We start from the raw sequence: 13949 nt of genomic DNA, 5'->3' as shown, positions 1-13949 counted from the left end.
CATCTTAGCCAGATGATGGCCTTTGAGGAATTGCGAAAACGCCATTTCGAACCTGGGTCGAGTTCGAAATCCGGCGAAAAAATGTTGCATTCCATGTTCTATCAAGGCTTTACGACGGTCCAATTCCGCTCGACGGCCAATTTCTTGAGCTTTCCGTGCGGCTTGACGACGATCGCGCGACCGGACTGTTCCAGGAGCGCGCGATCGCTCCAGTTGTCGGCATAAGCGACCGTATCTGCCATCGAGATGGAGTTTTCCTCGGCCCATTGTCGTGCGTAGTGAAGCTTCCCCTCGCCGTAACAGACGGGCCCTTCGCCAATCCCGATCAGTCGGCCACGCCGGATGACCACCGGCGTCGTCAGCATGTCCGAGCAACTGAGAAAGATACCCAGCGGACGAATCACGAGTCCTGGCGACGAGGAGACCAGGACGATGGCCGTCCCTTGCTTTCTCAACGCATTGAAGTGGTCGACCACCCCAGGATAGAGCCGAGGCTTCACCTGTTGAGCGAAATTTTCGTAAGCGATCCGCTCCAGGTCGACGACTGGAATGCCGGAGATGCTCTTGAGACCGAAGGTAATCAGGGCGCCGTAATCGAGCCGCCCGAAGCGATGCTGAAGGCCATGGAATAACGCCCGGAAGATGAACGATCGTCGCAAGAGTCCCCGCTGGCGTAGGATGCGCGCGAACAGGTAGGTGGTTGTCTCGGCGAGCAGGGTGCCGTCGACATCGACGAACGCCGCAGCCGGAGGCTTGTCGAAGGTCGGCCACGCCGAGGACGAGGTCGTGATACCGCTCAAGCCTTCCTCCCAGTCGTGACAGCACGCCCGATCGCATCGGCCAGGGACCGTGCCGAGGTCTGGTCGGCGGTCTCGGTAATCACCCGGACGATGGGCTCGGTGTTGCTCACACGGACATGGGCCCAGGCGTCGGGCCAATCGAGCCTCAAGCCGTCGCGACGGTCGGCCCTTGCCTCGGGATAGGTTTGAGCGATCTGGTCGAACAACTCGGCCGCCTCGATCTGACCGCGGGGATATTGGTCCTTCACCATCGCATATTGGGGGAGGACGTCGACCCATTCCGACAGAGATTTGTCCTCGGATGCAAGCAGGTCGAGGACCAATGCAATCCCCACGAAGGGATCGCGGACGAAGCCAACCCTGGGGTCGATCACGCCCCCATTCCCCTCACCCCCAAGGACAGCGTCGTTCGCCTTGATTCCCTGGACGACATGAATTTCGCCGACGGGCGTCCGATGGACCTGGCAGCCGCGTGCCTTGGCCACATCCTCCGCGGTCCGAGATGTCGAAAGGTTCAGCACGAAGGGCCCCTGAACCTGGGAGAAACGCCGCATCGCGGCCAGGGCCAGGGTAAGTTCCTCACCGATGTAGCGGCCTCGCTCATCGACGATCGCCAGCCGATCGGAGTCGGGGTCGAGGGCGAAGCCAATCGAGGCACCTGCCGCCTCGACGATCCGGGCGAAGGCGGCGAGATTCGTCGCCGTCGGCTCGGGGGGGTGGTCGTACTTTCCATCGGGCTCGCCCCCGAGGACGATCGGGCGGCAGCCCAGTTCCCTCAAGAGCCGTGTTCCAAGTCGTCCCCCCGCTCCGTGGCAGGCATCCAGCGCGACGACGAACCCCTTCGAGCGAATTGAGGCGACGTCGACAAGCCTGAGGACCGCTTCGAGGTGATCGTCCTCAGGTCGCTCAAGTCCCTCGATCTGGCCTAGCTTATCCCAGCTCGCCCAGCGGAAATCGCGGCGTTCCAGTCGGTCGAGTAACTCTCGACCTTGTCCGGCGTCCAGAACCATCCCGCCGGGCTGGAACATTTTCATCCCGTTATAAGTCGGGGGGTTATGCGACGCCGAGATCTGAACGCCGCCGGCGGCTCTTCGCTCCCGGACCAGACGGCCGATCGTCGGTGTTGCGACGGGGCCAGCACGCAGGACGTCGTGGCCGGTGGCGGCGATTGCCGAGACGACTGCGGCTTCGAAGACGTGGGCCGAGACCCTGCCGTCATGTCCGACGATGACCGGACCGGGACCGAGGCCCGAGGCATAGGCCGCGGCAAATTCCACGACGACGATCGGGTCGAGCCCGTCGCCGACGATCCCGCGTAATCCCGAGACGCTAGCAATCCGAGTTCCGGCCAAGACATTGTCCCCCACATTTTGACCATGACTCGAACACCCATCCCGGGTGGGATCACAACTTTAGGAGATCGAAGGCCGAACGATCAAGCCCGAGATCATCGAGCCGTCGTGGCTTCGAATTCATTCGGCGTTATGACGCCAACCTTCCTGGCACCCAACGTGCAAATTATCGACGAGCTGGTGTAAGGTGCCTGGATGTCGGTCGGCCCGGCTCGACCTCCAGGAGAACCTTGCGTTAGAGTGAATCGGCCGAACGGGACTGACCGGCGGCGACATCGCCGGGTGGTCGATGCGGCCGCCTCCACGCTCTACGCACCGCTTCGAGGTCCGGTCGATGCCGTGGATTCCCCACCTGATGGTCCTGGACGACGACCCGCGCGTCCTGGATTCCTTGGTGCCTTCGCTGGTCGAGGACCTGGCAACCGGGCTCGGGAAGGACAGGGCAGTTCGGACGATGCTGCTCCGCGGTGAGCCCGAGTCAGAGAGGACCTCGCCGCTCCGGATCAAGGTCAGCGCGCACGGCTATCCCAGCGAACGGGTGGCTTCCTATCGGGCGCGGCAGCCCCATCAGGTCCATCTCCACCTGGTGAGAGAGCAGGGGGGGCGATTCGATCTCGCCCGCAGCCTGCTGAACACGCAACTGTTCGCCGTCGTCGTCTCCGACCTGCGGTTCTCCGACGATGCAGGTGGTCAACGCGCAGGCCAGCTTTTCGTGGACGAGGCATTACGGGTCCACCCTGAGCTCGAGGGCCTGCTTTACTCGGCTTACCCGAAGCCCGACGGGTTCCCGGCCGAGAGATTCTTGCGCAAAGGGGGCGAGGATCGGCGAGGCGGGCCGGACGTGGCGGGGCTGGCGGACGTGATGATCCGGGCCCTGGTGCGATGTCTGGCCACCCCGTCTGTTCATGCCTTCGCGGCTGCCGTGGCCGATCAGGGGCTAATCTATCAGTCGGACGCCTTCGGAACGACCCTCGCGCAGCTCTTCGGCCTCTCACGTCTGCTTGGTCCCGATGACGGGGCGGCGCGGGGAACGGCGCGGGCGAGGCGCCCGCTGCCGACTCTGCTCCTCGACGGTGAGAGCGGCACCGGCAAGCGTGGGTTGGCCGCGACCCTGCACGCCGCGAGCGCCCGCCGCGACGCCCCGATGGCGGTGGCCTCGTGTAATGAACTGACGAATGAGACCCTACTGCGTGGGATCCTCTTCGGCCACAAACGTGGAGCCTTCACCGATGCCCGCGAAGACCGGCCAGGCCTCGTCTCGGCGGCCGGAAAGGGGATGCTCCTGCTCGATGATTTCCACAGGCTCCCCGCGACAGGCTCGGCCATCCTTCACTCGTTTCTGGAAGATGGGGAGTATGCGAGGCTGGGAGAGGAAGAAATCCGCCGCCATGCCGAGGCCGCCGTGGTCCTCACGGTTGAGACGGGCCCTTGGGCAGAACGTCGCCGATCGGGAGAGCTTCCGCTCGCCTTCCTCGCGCGCGTCGAGAGGCTGCCTCTGTCGATCCCGCCGCTGCGTGACCGCCCTGAAGATATCGAGGCCCAGGCACGCTGGCTCACTCACGCCATTGCCGCCGAGCTGCGGGTCGACATCGAGCTGGCGGATGACACGATCGAAGGCCTGAAAAACCAGGACTTCGCCGAGAGCAACAGCCGTGAGCTTCGCAATGTCATCGAACGCTCGATCTATCGCCATGCCCGAGAGACCGATCTGCTCACCTGGGATCTGGTCCGCCCCTCGCTGACCCTCAACTCGAACCCGGCGCCCGCACCTACTACAGTCCGGGTCGGGGCGATCTCCTCTTTCCCCGAGGCGAGCAGCACGCCCACAAATGAGTGGTCCAGGCGACTCCGATCGCTGGCGGCGAAGATGTTGGCCAAGGGGCTCTCCATCCCGCCGTCAGAGGCAGAACTCCTCGCGGAGACGCTCTTCGAGTCGGAACTTCCGTTGGTCTGGAAGGCGGTCGAATCGGCCCGAGCCCCCGCCTCGTCGAGGCCGACGATCCCGCTGCCGGTCTGGGATGACCTTTGGCGTTGCTACTCGGTCAGCCGCCTTGGTGGACCGGCTCCCGCCGAGAAATCGCTGGGGATCCCCGCCAACACACTCAGGCAATGGATCAACGACCGTGAGTCACGCTGACGGTCGAATTCAAGTGCCCCATTGTCTCAGTTGAACCCTTTATCGCTTCCGGGTCGAGCGGAAGTCGAATCCGAAAGAGGGCCCCGTGCCCCCCGGGCTGGTGCGACGAGATCGTCCCCCCCTGGGACCGGATCGCATCGCGGACGATGGCCAGTCCTCGACCTCGGCCAGGTCCTTTGGTACTCCGGCCACCGTCGAAAATCGCGGCATCGAGCCCTGCGGGCAGGCCTGGGCCGTTGTCCGCGACGTCGATCTCGGCATGGTTGCCATGGCGCCGCCATGACACGACCACTCGCGCGTTGGGATCTCCGGCGGTCGCTTCCTGGGCGTTCTTGAGCAGGTTGATCAGGGCGTGAAGCAGGAGCCTTCGATCGGCAAGGACCCGCATTGTTACCGTGCTGTCAGGATCGATCTCGGCCTGGAAGACGACGTCGGTCAGTCTTGGACCGAGCATGGTGCCCGCCTCGCTCAGGCAATCGCCAAGATTTACGGGCTCAATGGCGACAGGCAAGCAGGCATCCTTGAGGTGGCCGTCGAGGTCGCGGACGGTGAGGGTCAAGAAATCAGAGCAGGCCGCGATCTGACGGCAGACGTCACGGGCCAGGGCCAGGCTGGGCCGAAGGTCGGCTTCGGGATCGATCTGCCGGTGCTCGCGTTCGCGTCGCAGCGCATGTTCCAGCCGGGCGATTGCCCCGGAATCGAGCCCCGCCCTCCGCGCCGCAGTCTGGAAGGCGTCCGCTTCCTCGGTCAGAAACCGGTCGACCAATTCGAGGTGTGAGACGAGGTTGCGACGCTCGTTGGAGAGCACGAAGACGCCGTTGCCGAGTTCGTGGCAGGCCCGATCGGCCAGGTCGAGCGTCGCCTCGCGGGCCGCCTCAACGGCCGCCCTGTCCCTCAAATTCCTGGCCTGGAGGGCCATGTATCCGAGGCAGAGCAGCGAGTAGCCCGAGAGTCCAGCGAGGGCCAGAAGCAGCCGCCTGTAGGAGGTTTCCAGGCCCATCAGGCCACGAGTTAGCTCGGACTCCAGGCGATATCGCGCCACGAGGTCGACGGAAGGTTGCGACCCGGAGGCTTCAAGCAGGCGGATATTCTCGACGACTGTCCCAGCCGCCTCATTGACTTCAGGGTCTGAGGTCCATCGGACGAGAGTCTCACCGGAGCCGGGCTTCAATTCCATGGATTCGACGCGTACGAGCGGGAACCGCTCCTCCTGCCGGATCAGTTCCCCGCCCAGGCGCATTAACGCGGAGTTCAGCTCGACGACGTAAGGCTCCCGATCTTCGGGCCGGGCCTCACGCCATCGGTCAGCCCAGTCGATGAGGTTCAGGCCCGGGTAATAGGGGGCGCGGGCCCAGACTTTGAGCACCGAGCGCATCACGGCACGGCCCGAGTCTCGAGGCTTGTCATATTCGCGGACCAGCATGAAAAGCCCGAAGACGAACGAGACGAGTGACGTCAGGGCGATCATCAGGCCGGGCCCGCCGACGATCCTGTGCAGCCGGCCGAGCCAGTCGAGGGCGTATCGAGGCGCGTTCATGATCATTCCGTGGGACGGGCGACCGCCGCCGGCGTCGCGATCCAGGCCCCCTGGCTGTCGCGTTCCAGGGCGACAACTCCGCCTTCCTCGGGCCGATAGGCCAGGACGTGACCGGCCAGATCGCCCTTCCGCTCATGGCCTCGTGTAAACGCGAGCGGGCGGCCGAACGCCCTCGGGTCGTCGGCCGGGAGATCGAGCGCCTCGACCGCTTTGTGCAGATCCGAGGGAGTCGGACGTGGAGCATCGATCGAGTCGACGGCGATTGCAAGCGCCACGATGATCTCGGCGAGAACCTGGGTGTCGGGCGTGAGCCTCTCACCGGCACGCCCCCCCGTAAGGACGGCCCCCGACGTCGGACACCAGACAGGAAAGGGGCCGCTCGACGCCTGGAGTTCGTCGAGCACCTCGAAGCCGATCGCATCCCCGCAGATCACGCGGAGCAGCCCCGCTCCGAACTCGCTCATTGGCTTGCCGGCGCGATCGAGTAGGGCATTCAAGACTCGCCTGGCAGGTTCCTCGAGTAGCGGCAGGACAACCCAGGTCGCCCCCTTGGCACGCCCCTCGCCGGCGGAGTTCCAGGCGGCCTCGGCGAGCGCGTATTCAGACGGGCCAGGTCGGCCGGTCTCATCCCCTGAGAAGTCGAGGCCATCGGCACGCTCGACGATCTCTGCCTCTGGCGCCGCCCGCGCGATCGACCGGCGGAAGCAGTCGGCGAAGTCCACCGAGTACGGGTCGCGGCGATCCACAATCAAGAGGGCGCGACAAGGCTTTGATCGGGGGTCGAGCGCGAGAAGGCCATCGACGACTAGGTCGGCCTCGCGCTGGTTGTTCGGGCAGAAGCGGAAGGTCCGACCCGGGTAAACGTCGAGCAAACGCCTGGGGACTTCGCCGTCTTCGGCATCGATCAGGACGGCGCTGGCCCATGGGACGAAGAGCAAGGGCCCCTCTCTCGCGTCGGGGGCGAAGGACCGAGCGAGCTGATCGGCCAGGGTGCCGGTCAGGAGCGAGTTGGCCGAACCAATCACGGCGAGCGGCGGAACGGGCCGTTCGGCCATGCGTTTGACCGCTTCTCGCAGCCCCTGGCTCCCCGCGTCAGCCCGGCGTCGAAACCTGAGCTGGCGGCCTCGGCCCGACGTGATCGCGCCGAGTTCCTCATTTCCATCGGTGACAGAGCCAACGATGCCGAGCCTGGCACAGGCATGCAGCGCCTTGCGGAAGTTCGACCAGTCCGACCGAGCTTCGAGGAAGACGGCGATTTCCAGGGCATCGCCGCCCCCTGAGTCCGCCCCCCCGGTCGTAGGCCGCTCATCGGAGAGGATCGCGTAGATCATCAGCCCCGAGACGGCCAGACACGCGGCGGCCATGATCGGCGTGCTTCGATGGAAACGGTGCGGGGTCGCCATGGCATCCGCCCCTCCCCTTGACGGGTTCCATTGGTCCGAGGTCGGCCGATCTCCCGCCCCGCCCCGGCTCCTTCCATCTTAACTCAACGTCGGACGCCATGCATGACGGTCTCTGATCAGAGGAAACGCTCGAGGAAACGCCGACTGGCCGAATCCATCGAGCTGGAATCCTCGATCAGATAACGGGTTCCCTGGGCATCGGAGATCATCAGCTTTCCCGATCCTAACTTGCGGATGTTGTCCTCGTCGTCGAGGGTGAATCGGGTCGGGCCGCGATCGGTCTCCACTTTCCACTCGGTCGGCAGATTCTCGCCCGCGATGTCCACAATCCTGCGGATCACGGGTGTAAATTCGCGCGACGCGAGTTCCTGTTCCAGAGTCTTCCTCAGGGCTACAGGCAAGGAGGAGAGGTCGGCGACCGTTGCCAGTTCACGCCCCCTCGAATCGAGCAAGACGATCCAGCGCTCGGGATCGGTGATCGGAAACGAGCGGACCGGCTCGACGCCGACATGACGGCGGCCCATCGCGTCGATGAGGACGAGCCTCCCTCGGGCATCGTGAACCAGGCCGAAAGGACCGTTGGCGATTTCAGGCTCGGCACCGTCGGATTGTTCGGTGACATCAGCGGATTCTTCATTGACGCCGATCATTCGATGTCTGCCCCGACGAGATCCGCCCCGACGGCTAGTTCGAGTTGAGCCCGGTGCAAGCGGGAGTAGGTGCCCGAATGGCCAACAAGCTCACGATGCGGACCGATCTCGCTGATCCGTCCGTCTTCGAGGACCACGACCCGGTCGGCCTTGCGCAACGTGCTCAGGCGATGCGCAATCGCGATCGTCGTGCGTCCCTTGATCAGGTTATCCAGGGCCTCCTGGATCTCGCGTTCGGTCTCGGTGTCGACCGATGAAGTCGCCTCATCCAGGATCAGGATGGTCGGATCGATGAGCAGGGCCCGGGCGATCGAGATTCGCTGCCGCTCGCCGCCCGAGAGGGACTGGCCGCGTTCCCCGACAAGCGAGTCGTATCCATCGGCTAACCGCAGGATGAACTCATGGGCGCGAGCCGCACGGGCCGCCGCCACAATTTCCGCCCGCGAGGCCCCCGGCTTGCCGTAGGAGATGTTCTCGGCGATGGTGCCGAAGAAGAGGAATGGTTCCTGCAAGACGATGCCGATGTGTTGGCGATAGGCCGAGATGGGAAACGATCGAATGTCGGTGCCGTCGACCAGGATGGCACCGTCGAGCACGTCGTAAAATCGGCAGATCAGGTTGACGAGCGTGCTCTTGCCCGCCCCGCTCGGCCCGACCAGGCCGATCATCTCGCCCGGGCGAATTTTGAGGTTGATATCTTCCAGGATGCGCCGGTTCCCGTGCCTGAACCCGACCCCTCGCAGCTCAATCATCCCCTTCAGGTTGCCGGGCAGGATCGGGTTCGTCGGCTCGGCGACCCTGGGAGAGCGGTCCAGGATCTCGAAGATGCGCTGGGCACCGGCGGCCGCGCGTTGGGTGGCCTGCACCATGCGACTCATCGACTCAAGGCGGGTATAGAACCGGCCCAGGTACGTGAGAAACATGGTCAGGAGCCCGACCTTGAAATTGTGATCGAACACAAGCCATGCACCGACGACCCAGACGAAAAGCAGTCCGACCTGAGAGAGCAGGCCGATCATCGGCCCGAAGAAGGCCCAGGTGTTGTTCACCCGGTCGTTGACGAGCACCACATTCAAATTCGAACGCTGAAACCGATCGAACTCGCGACCCTCTTGCGCGAACGCCTTGACCACCCGGATCCCCGGGATCGTGTCGGCCAGGACGCTCGTCATGGCCGACCAGGCCCGCGATCCCGCGGCGAATCCACGCCTCAGCTTCCCTCGGACCCAGTGCACGACGATCAATCCGAGCGGCAGCGGGATCAGGGCCGCAGCCGCCAGGGTGGGTGAGGCCATCGTCAAGATCCAGGCCGTGCCGGCGATCATCAGAAGGTCATTGGCGAAGTCGACGAGATTCACCGACAGAAACGTGCAGATCCGGTCGGTATCGCTGCCGATCCGTGACATCAGGTCGCCGGTGCGCTTGCCGCCGAAGAATTCCAACGACAACTTGAGGAGGTGCTTGTAGAGCTGATCGCGCAGCTCGGCGCTGATCCGTTCGCTGACCCGTCCCATGACGTAATTGCGGAGCCAGCCGAGCAGCCACGAGAGCACCGACGCCACGACCATCAGGCCGACGTACCAACGGACCAGGCCGAAATCGGCGGGCTGACCGGCCTGCCGGGGCACCAGGACGTCGTCGATCAATGGCTGGGTCAGGTACGGCGGAACGAGTCCCGCCGCCGTGCCGAGAGCGGTCAGCACGAATCCGATGAAGATCGCGACCCCTTGCTTGCGGGCAAATCCGACCAGACGAAGCATCGCCAGGGCCTTGGCCCGTGGCTCGGGGACGCAATCGGGGCAGGGGGCCCCCTCCTCGGACAGAAGACCGCCGCACCGTGAGCACGTCGGGATCGCGTCTTCGGCCAGCTCTGCCGATGTTGCCGTCGCATCAACGACCGGCCGGGCCTGCGCCTCGAATTTGTCCGCGAGGCGGCGAGCTGACGACACGCGGGCTGCGGTGTATTTCCAGCGGGCCAGCAAACGGTCGTCGGCGATGAGATCCAGAGTGCCGAGGCCCGATCGATCGCGAACCTCAATCGCCGCGACCTGTTCCACCTGCCAGTCACGAACCGAACCGTCGAAGGACCAAACAATGAGGCGACGATCCGTCAGGACGAGCAACGATTCGGCAAAGCGCAGGGAGTCATCCAGATCGATCGTCAGATGGGCGACGATCGACTCGCCGGATTCGAGGCGGTCGCGGACCGCCGCTCGCCAGCGTGGCGGGACATCCGCGCGTCCGTCGGGTGAGATCTCCAACGATCCGTTTCTCCGAGGGCATCCCATTCGCTCCCGAGGAGGTCGATTCCCACGACCATGCCCACGGCGGACCCCGCCCAAAATCATTCTACCCCGATGAGCGCCCCCGACCAGTCGACGCGAGAAGATCTCCCCTGGACCCGAGGGGAATCGGCCGTGCTTTCCTCACGTGATCCGGAAACACTCGAAAGATTTGCAGTCTCACACATTGATTTTTCATATCCCGATCGAGATAGTCTAGAATCTTCGTAGCGCAGTGAGATCTCATTTCGTTCGATCTCGCAAAAGGATCATCTTTATGCTCCGATGGACCAATCTGAACCTCTCGAGGCGAGTTCGCGTGAGATTCACGGTCAGAGTTACTTCGGCCTCGAAATTGCGGAATCTCTTTGGTGTTACGCCCGACATGGGATGTTAATCCGAATGACCTGGAAATTTCGCGAGCCGCTCGACTTCTCATCCGATGGCGGGCGACAATGACATGGCCCGAGTGGATTTCATCTCGATGAACCTCCAACGCCGCGGCCTGTTTGGCCCGTATTCACTTCACCCGAGCCGATCGGCTCAGGAATTTCGGGCCTGTTCGGGCCGGACGCCGCACACACGTCGCTCTTCTCGGTGACCCTCACTTCGTAGCGAACGGACCACGGAATCGAGGCATGAATTCGCCCGAGGGGTCGGCGCGAATTCCGTCGTCTCGACTCGATTCCATACGAATGCGCGGCGGCCTCACCACGACGGGGGCGGTCGCGGGAGCTTCGGGCATGCAGTTTCGTAAGGTGCTGGCCCTGCGCGGGCCGAACGTCTGGGCCAATTTTCCCGTCCTCGAAGCCTGGGTGGACCTCGGTTCGCACAAGGACGTCTCGTCAGACGAGATGCCCGGCTTCAACGAACGGCTGACCGGGTGGCTGCCCAGCATGGTCGAGCACCGATGTAGCGTCGGCACGCGCGGTGGGTTCTTCGAGCGCCTCCGGCGTGGGACCTATCTCGCCCACATCCTCGAGCATGTCACGCTCGAGCTCCAGTCGCTCGCCGGGAACGAAGTCAGCTTCGGTCGCGCACGTGAAACCTCCGAGGATGGGGTCTACAAGGTCGCGATCGAGTACGAGGACGAGAATGTTGCGAGGGCCGCAATTGAACACGCTCGCGACCTGTGCATGGCCGCCGTCGAAGGACGCGAGTATGCCGTCGGGACGACGGTCGAAACCCTCAGGTCGCTGGCCCAACAGGTCTGCCTCGGGCCGAGCACACGAGCCATCGTCGACGCCGCTCGAGAGCGCAACATTCCCGCCAGGCGACTGAACAAGGACAGCCTCGTCCAGCTCGGCCACGGCGCCCGCCGCAAGCGGATCGTCGCCGCCGAGACCGAGATGACTTCGGCCATCGCAGAGGCACTCGCCCAGGACAAGGAGATGACCAGGTCGTTGCTCAAGGCCGTGGGGGTCCCGGTGGCGACCGGGCGCGCCGTCGAGAGTGCCGAGGATGCCTGGGTCGCCGCACAGGAAATCGGCGGCCCCGTCGTCGTGAAGCCGCAGTATGGCAACCACGGCAGGGGGGTTGCAACAGAGCTGACCACCGAGGAGCAGGTGCGTACGGCGTACGCCCACGCCCTGGCTGAGTCTCCCTACGTCATCGTCGAGAGCTTCTCCCCCGGCGCCGACTATCGGGTCCTCGTCATCAACAACAAGGTCGTTGCCGTCGCCAGGCGCGAGCCCGCACATGTCATCGGCGACGGGATCTCGTCGATTGCTCAACTCATCGATGTGGTCAACTCCGACCCTCGACGTGGGGAAGATCACGCGACAGCCCTGTCGAAAATCCAGCTCGATGCGGTCTCGCTCGATGTCCTGTCCTCGCAGGGGTTCGAGCCCGATTCCGTCCCCGCGGCCGGACTCCTCGTCCTGATCCGGCGCAATGCCAACCTCAGCACGGGCGGTACGGCGATCGACGTGACTGACGAGATTCATCCCGACGTCGCCGCACGGGCGGTGGACGCCGCACGGGTGATCGGATTGGACGTCGCCGGCATCGACGTGGTGGCCCGCGACATCTCACGCCCGCTGGAAGAGCAAGCCGGGATCATCGTCGAGGTCAACGCCGGCCCTGGCCTGCGGATGCACCTCGAACCGTCGGTTGGCCAGCCCAGGCCGGTGGGCCGGGCGATTATCGACATGCTCTTCCCCCCTGGAGACGACGGTCGGATCCCGATCGTGGCCGTCACGGGAGTCAATGGCAAGACGACTACGTCGAGGCTCATCGCGCATCTCGCCCGCCAAACCGGCAAGAATGTGGGCCTGACCTGCACCGACGGGATCTATATCGGCACCCGTCAGGTGGAGACCGGGGATTGCAGCGGCCCCAAGAGCGCCTGGTCAGTGCTCCTCAATCCGGCCGTCGAGCTGGCCGTCCTGGAGACCGCGCGAGGCGGAATCTTGCGTGAGGGCCTGGCCTTCGACCAATGCGACGTCGCCGTCGTGACGAATATCGGCGAAGGGGACCATCTTGGGCTGAATTGGATCGAGAGCACCGAACGTCTCGCCGCCGTCAAGCAAACGATCGTCGACTCGCTGGCCGAAGACGGCACGGCCGTTCTCAACGCGAATGACCCGCTCGTTGCCGCGATGGCCGAGAAGTGCAAGGGATCAGTCTTGTTCTTCGCCCTGGATGAGAACCAACGCGTGCTCGACGCACACCGGGAGGCCGGTCATCGGGTCGCGTTCGTCCGCGACGGCTCGATTATCCTGGCGCAAGGCCAGCAGACCGAGAACATCCTGATCTCACTCGATGATGTACCGATGACCCACGGGGGCCGGGTCGTCTTCCAGGTCGAAAATGTGCTCGCCGCGGTCGGGGCCGCCTGGGCCTCGGGCGTGGACCTGAACTCAATCCGTTCCGGACTCGAATCGTTCCGGGCCGATGACCGGCAAACCCCGGGTCGGTTTAACATGCTCCACGGCGGTGGCGCGACCGTGATCCTGGACTACGGTCACAATCCATCGGCCTTGATGGCCCTCGTGGAAGCGATTGGCCATTTCCCCCACGAGCGCCGGGTGGCGGTATTCACCGCGGTGGGCGACCGCCGAGATTCGGACATCATCCGCCTGGGCGAGGTACTCGGGCAGTCCTTCGACAAGGTGATCCTCTACGAAGATCAGTACACACGAGGTCGCCCCGACGGCGAGATCGTGGCCCTGATCAAGGCCGGAATGAGCACCTGCAGTCGGGTTCGCGAGCACTCCGACTGGCGTGGGGAGCGTGCCGCCATCGATGCTGCGATTGATGGACTTCGTCCGGGTGACCTCGTCCTGATCCAGCCCGACTCAGTTGAGGAATCGTTCCGATACGTTCGTGATCGCCTTGCCAATCTCCCCGAGGTCGAACTGGACGAGGCCGATTCTTCACCGGCCGGTGTCTCGTCCGGCCGCGAACGGGTGGCCCAAGTTTTGATGAGCAGGACCCCTCGGTCATGAACGGAATCCGGCCCGCCAAACCATTCAAGGTGCGGCGGGCCGGGTTGCTTGTCCGTTCTCGGACCGAAATCGCCAACGGTCAGGAAGGGAGATAGCCGATCGCCTCGACCGGGCATTCTTCGAGGGCGACCATGCAGGCGGTTTCCTCGGCAGGGTCGAGCGGTTGGTGCGAGACGAAGCTGTAGCGGGCCTTATCCTGGCGGGAAAAGTTTCCAGGCGCAGTTTCTCGGCAGAGGTCGCAGTCGATGCATGTGACATCGACGAAGTAACGACCGGGCACATTCTCGGCGACCTTGCGCGTCTTGTCGGCCATGGGAGGACTCGCCCCCGGAGAGGAGA

At 64.3% G+C, this 13949-nt stretch carries 9 protein-coding genes; 2 read left to right on the top strand and 7 right to left on the bottom strand.

Annotated elements, in window-relative coordinates:
• Positions 1–101 precede the first annotated feature (101 nt).
• Complete coding sequence (locus EP7_RS18765; RefSeq protein ID WP_463523473.1) at positions 102–800, bottom strand: HAD family hydrolase; 699 nt, start codon at positions 798–800, stop codon at positions 102–104.
• A complete protein-coding gene (glmM, locus tag EP7_RS18760) occupies positions 797–2152 on the bottom strand; it encodes a phosphoglucosamine mutase (RefSeq protein ID WP_463523471.1) in 1356 nt (451 codons plus the stop codon). The genes EP7_RS18765 and glmM overlap by 4 nt, the downstream gene beginning before the upstream one ends.
• 334 nt (positions 2153–2486) lie before the next feature.
• Here glmM and EP7_RS18755 point away from each other — a divergent pair, with 334 nt between their 5' ends.
• Entirely contained in the window at positions 2487–4289 is a 1803-nt protein-coding gene (locus EP7_RS18755) for a sigma 54-interacting transcriptional regulator (RefSeq protein ID WP_463523469.1), read from the top strand.
• Here the strand turns inward: EP7_RS18755 and EP7_RS18750 are convergent.
• The 4 genes from EP7_RS18750 to EP7_RS18735 all read right to left on the bottom strand — a co-directional run bounded on the left by EP7_RS18750 (position 4267) and on the right by EP7_RS18735 (position 10167).
• Positions 4267–5826, bottom strand: a complete 1560-nt coding sequence (locus tag EP7_RS18750) for an ATP-binding protein (RefSeq protein WP_463523467.1) — start codon at positions 5824–5826, stop codon at positions 4267–4269. The genes EP7_RS18755 and EP7_RS18750 overlap by 23 nt on opposite strands.
• A gap of 2 nt (positions 5827–5828) precedes the next feature.
• Positions 5829–7229 (bottom strand): hypothetical protein, encoded by a 1401-nt coding sequence (locus EP7_RS18745; protein WP_463523465.1) that lies wholly within the window; start codon positions 7227–7229, stop codon positions 5829–5831.
• A gap of 116 nt (positions 7230–7345) precedes the next feature.
• Positions 7346–7879 (bottom strand): cyanophycin metabolism-associated DUF1854 family protein, encoded by a 534-nt coding sequence (locus EP7_RS18740; protein ID WP_463523463.1) that lies wholly within the window; start codon positions 7877–7879, stop codon positions 7346–7348.
• Positions 7876–10167, bottom strand: coding sequence for a cyanophycin metabolism-associated ABC transporter (locus EP7_RS18735; protein WP_463523461.1), 2292 nt, complete (start codon positions 10165–10167; stop codon positions 7876–7878). The genes EP7_RS18740 and EP7_RS18735 overlap by 4 nt, the downstream gene beginning before the upstream one ends.
• A gap of 737 nt (positions 10168–10904) precedes the next feature.
• Here EP7_RS18735 and cphA point away from each other — a divergent pair.
• Entirely contained in the window at positions 10905–13610 is a 2706-nt protein-coding gene (gene cphA / locus EP7_RS18730) for a cyanophycin synthetase (protein ID WP_463523459.1), read from the top strand.
• 79 nt (positions 13611–13689) lie between these two features.
• On the opposite strand, the gene EP7_RS18725 is transcribed toward cphA, so the two are convergent.
• Complete coding sequence (locus tag EP7_RS18725) at positions 13690–13923, bottom strand: ferredoxin (protein WP_463523457.1); 234 nt, start codon at positions 13921–13923, stop codon at positions 13690–13692.
• Between the last annotated feature and the right edge of the window lie 26 nt (positions 13924–13949).

The organism is Isosphaeraceae bacterium EP7, from assembly GCA_038400315.1.
Classification (GTDB): domain Bacteria; phylum Planctomycetota; class Planctomycetia; order Isosphaerales; family Isosphaeraceae; genus EP7.
Note: the sequence above shows the minus strand (reverse complement) of the source record. Positions and strands in the feature narration are given on the sequence as shown.

Coding starts and splice junctions, on each gene's coding strand:
- EP7_RS18755 (WP_463523469.1), top strand. CDS start 2,487: ATGCCGTGGATTCCCCACCTGATGGTCCTGGACGACGACCCGCGCGTC.
- EP7_RS18750 (WP_463523467.1), bottom strand. CDS start 5,826: ATGAACGCGCCTCGATACGCCCTCGACTGGCTCGGCCGGCTGCACAGG.
- EP7_RS18745 (WP_463523465.1), bottom strand. CDS start 7,229: ATGGCGACCCCGCACCGTTTCCATCGAAGCACGCCGATCATGGCCGCC.
- EP7_RS18740 (WP_463523463.1), bottom strand. CDS start 7,879: ATGATCGGCGTCAATGAAGAATCCGCTGATGTCACCGAACAATCCGAC.
- EP7_RS18735 (WP_463523461.1), bottom strand. CDS start 10,167: ATGGGATGCCCTCGGAGAAACGGATCGTTGGAGATCTCACCCGACGGA.
- cphA (WP_463523459.1), top strand. CDS start 10,905: ATGCAGTTTCGTAAGGTGCTGGCCCTGCGCGGGCCGAACGTCTGGGCC.
- EP7_RS18725 (WP_463523457.1), bottom strand. CDS start 13,923: ATGGCCGACAAGACGCGCAAGGTCGCCGAGAATGTGCCCGGTCGTTAC.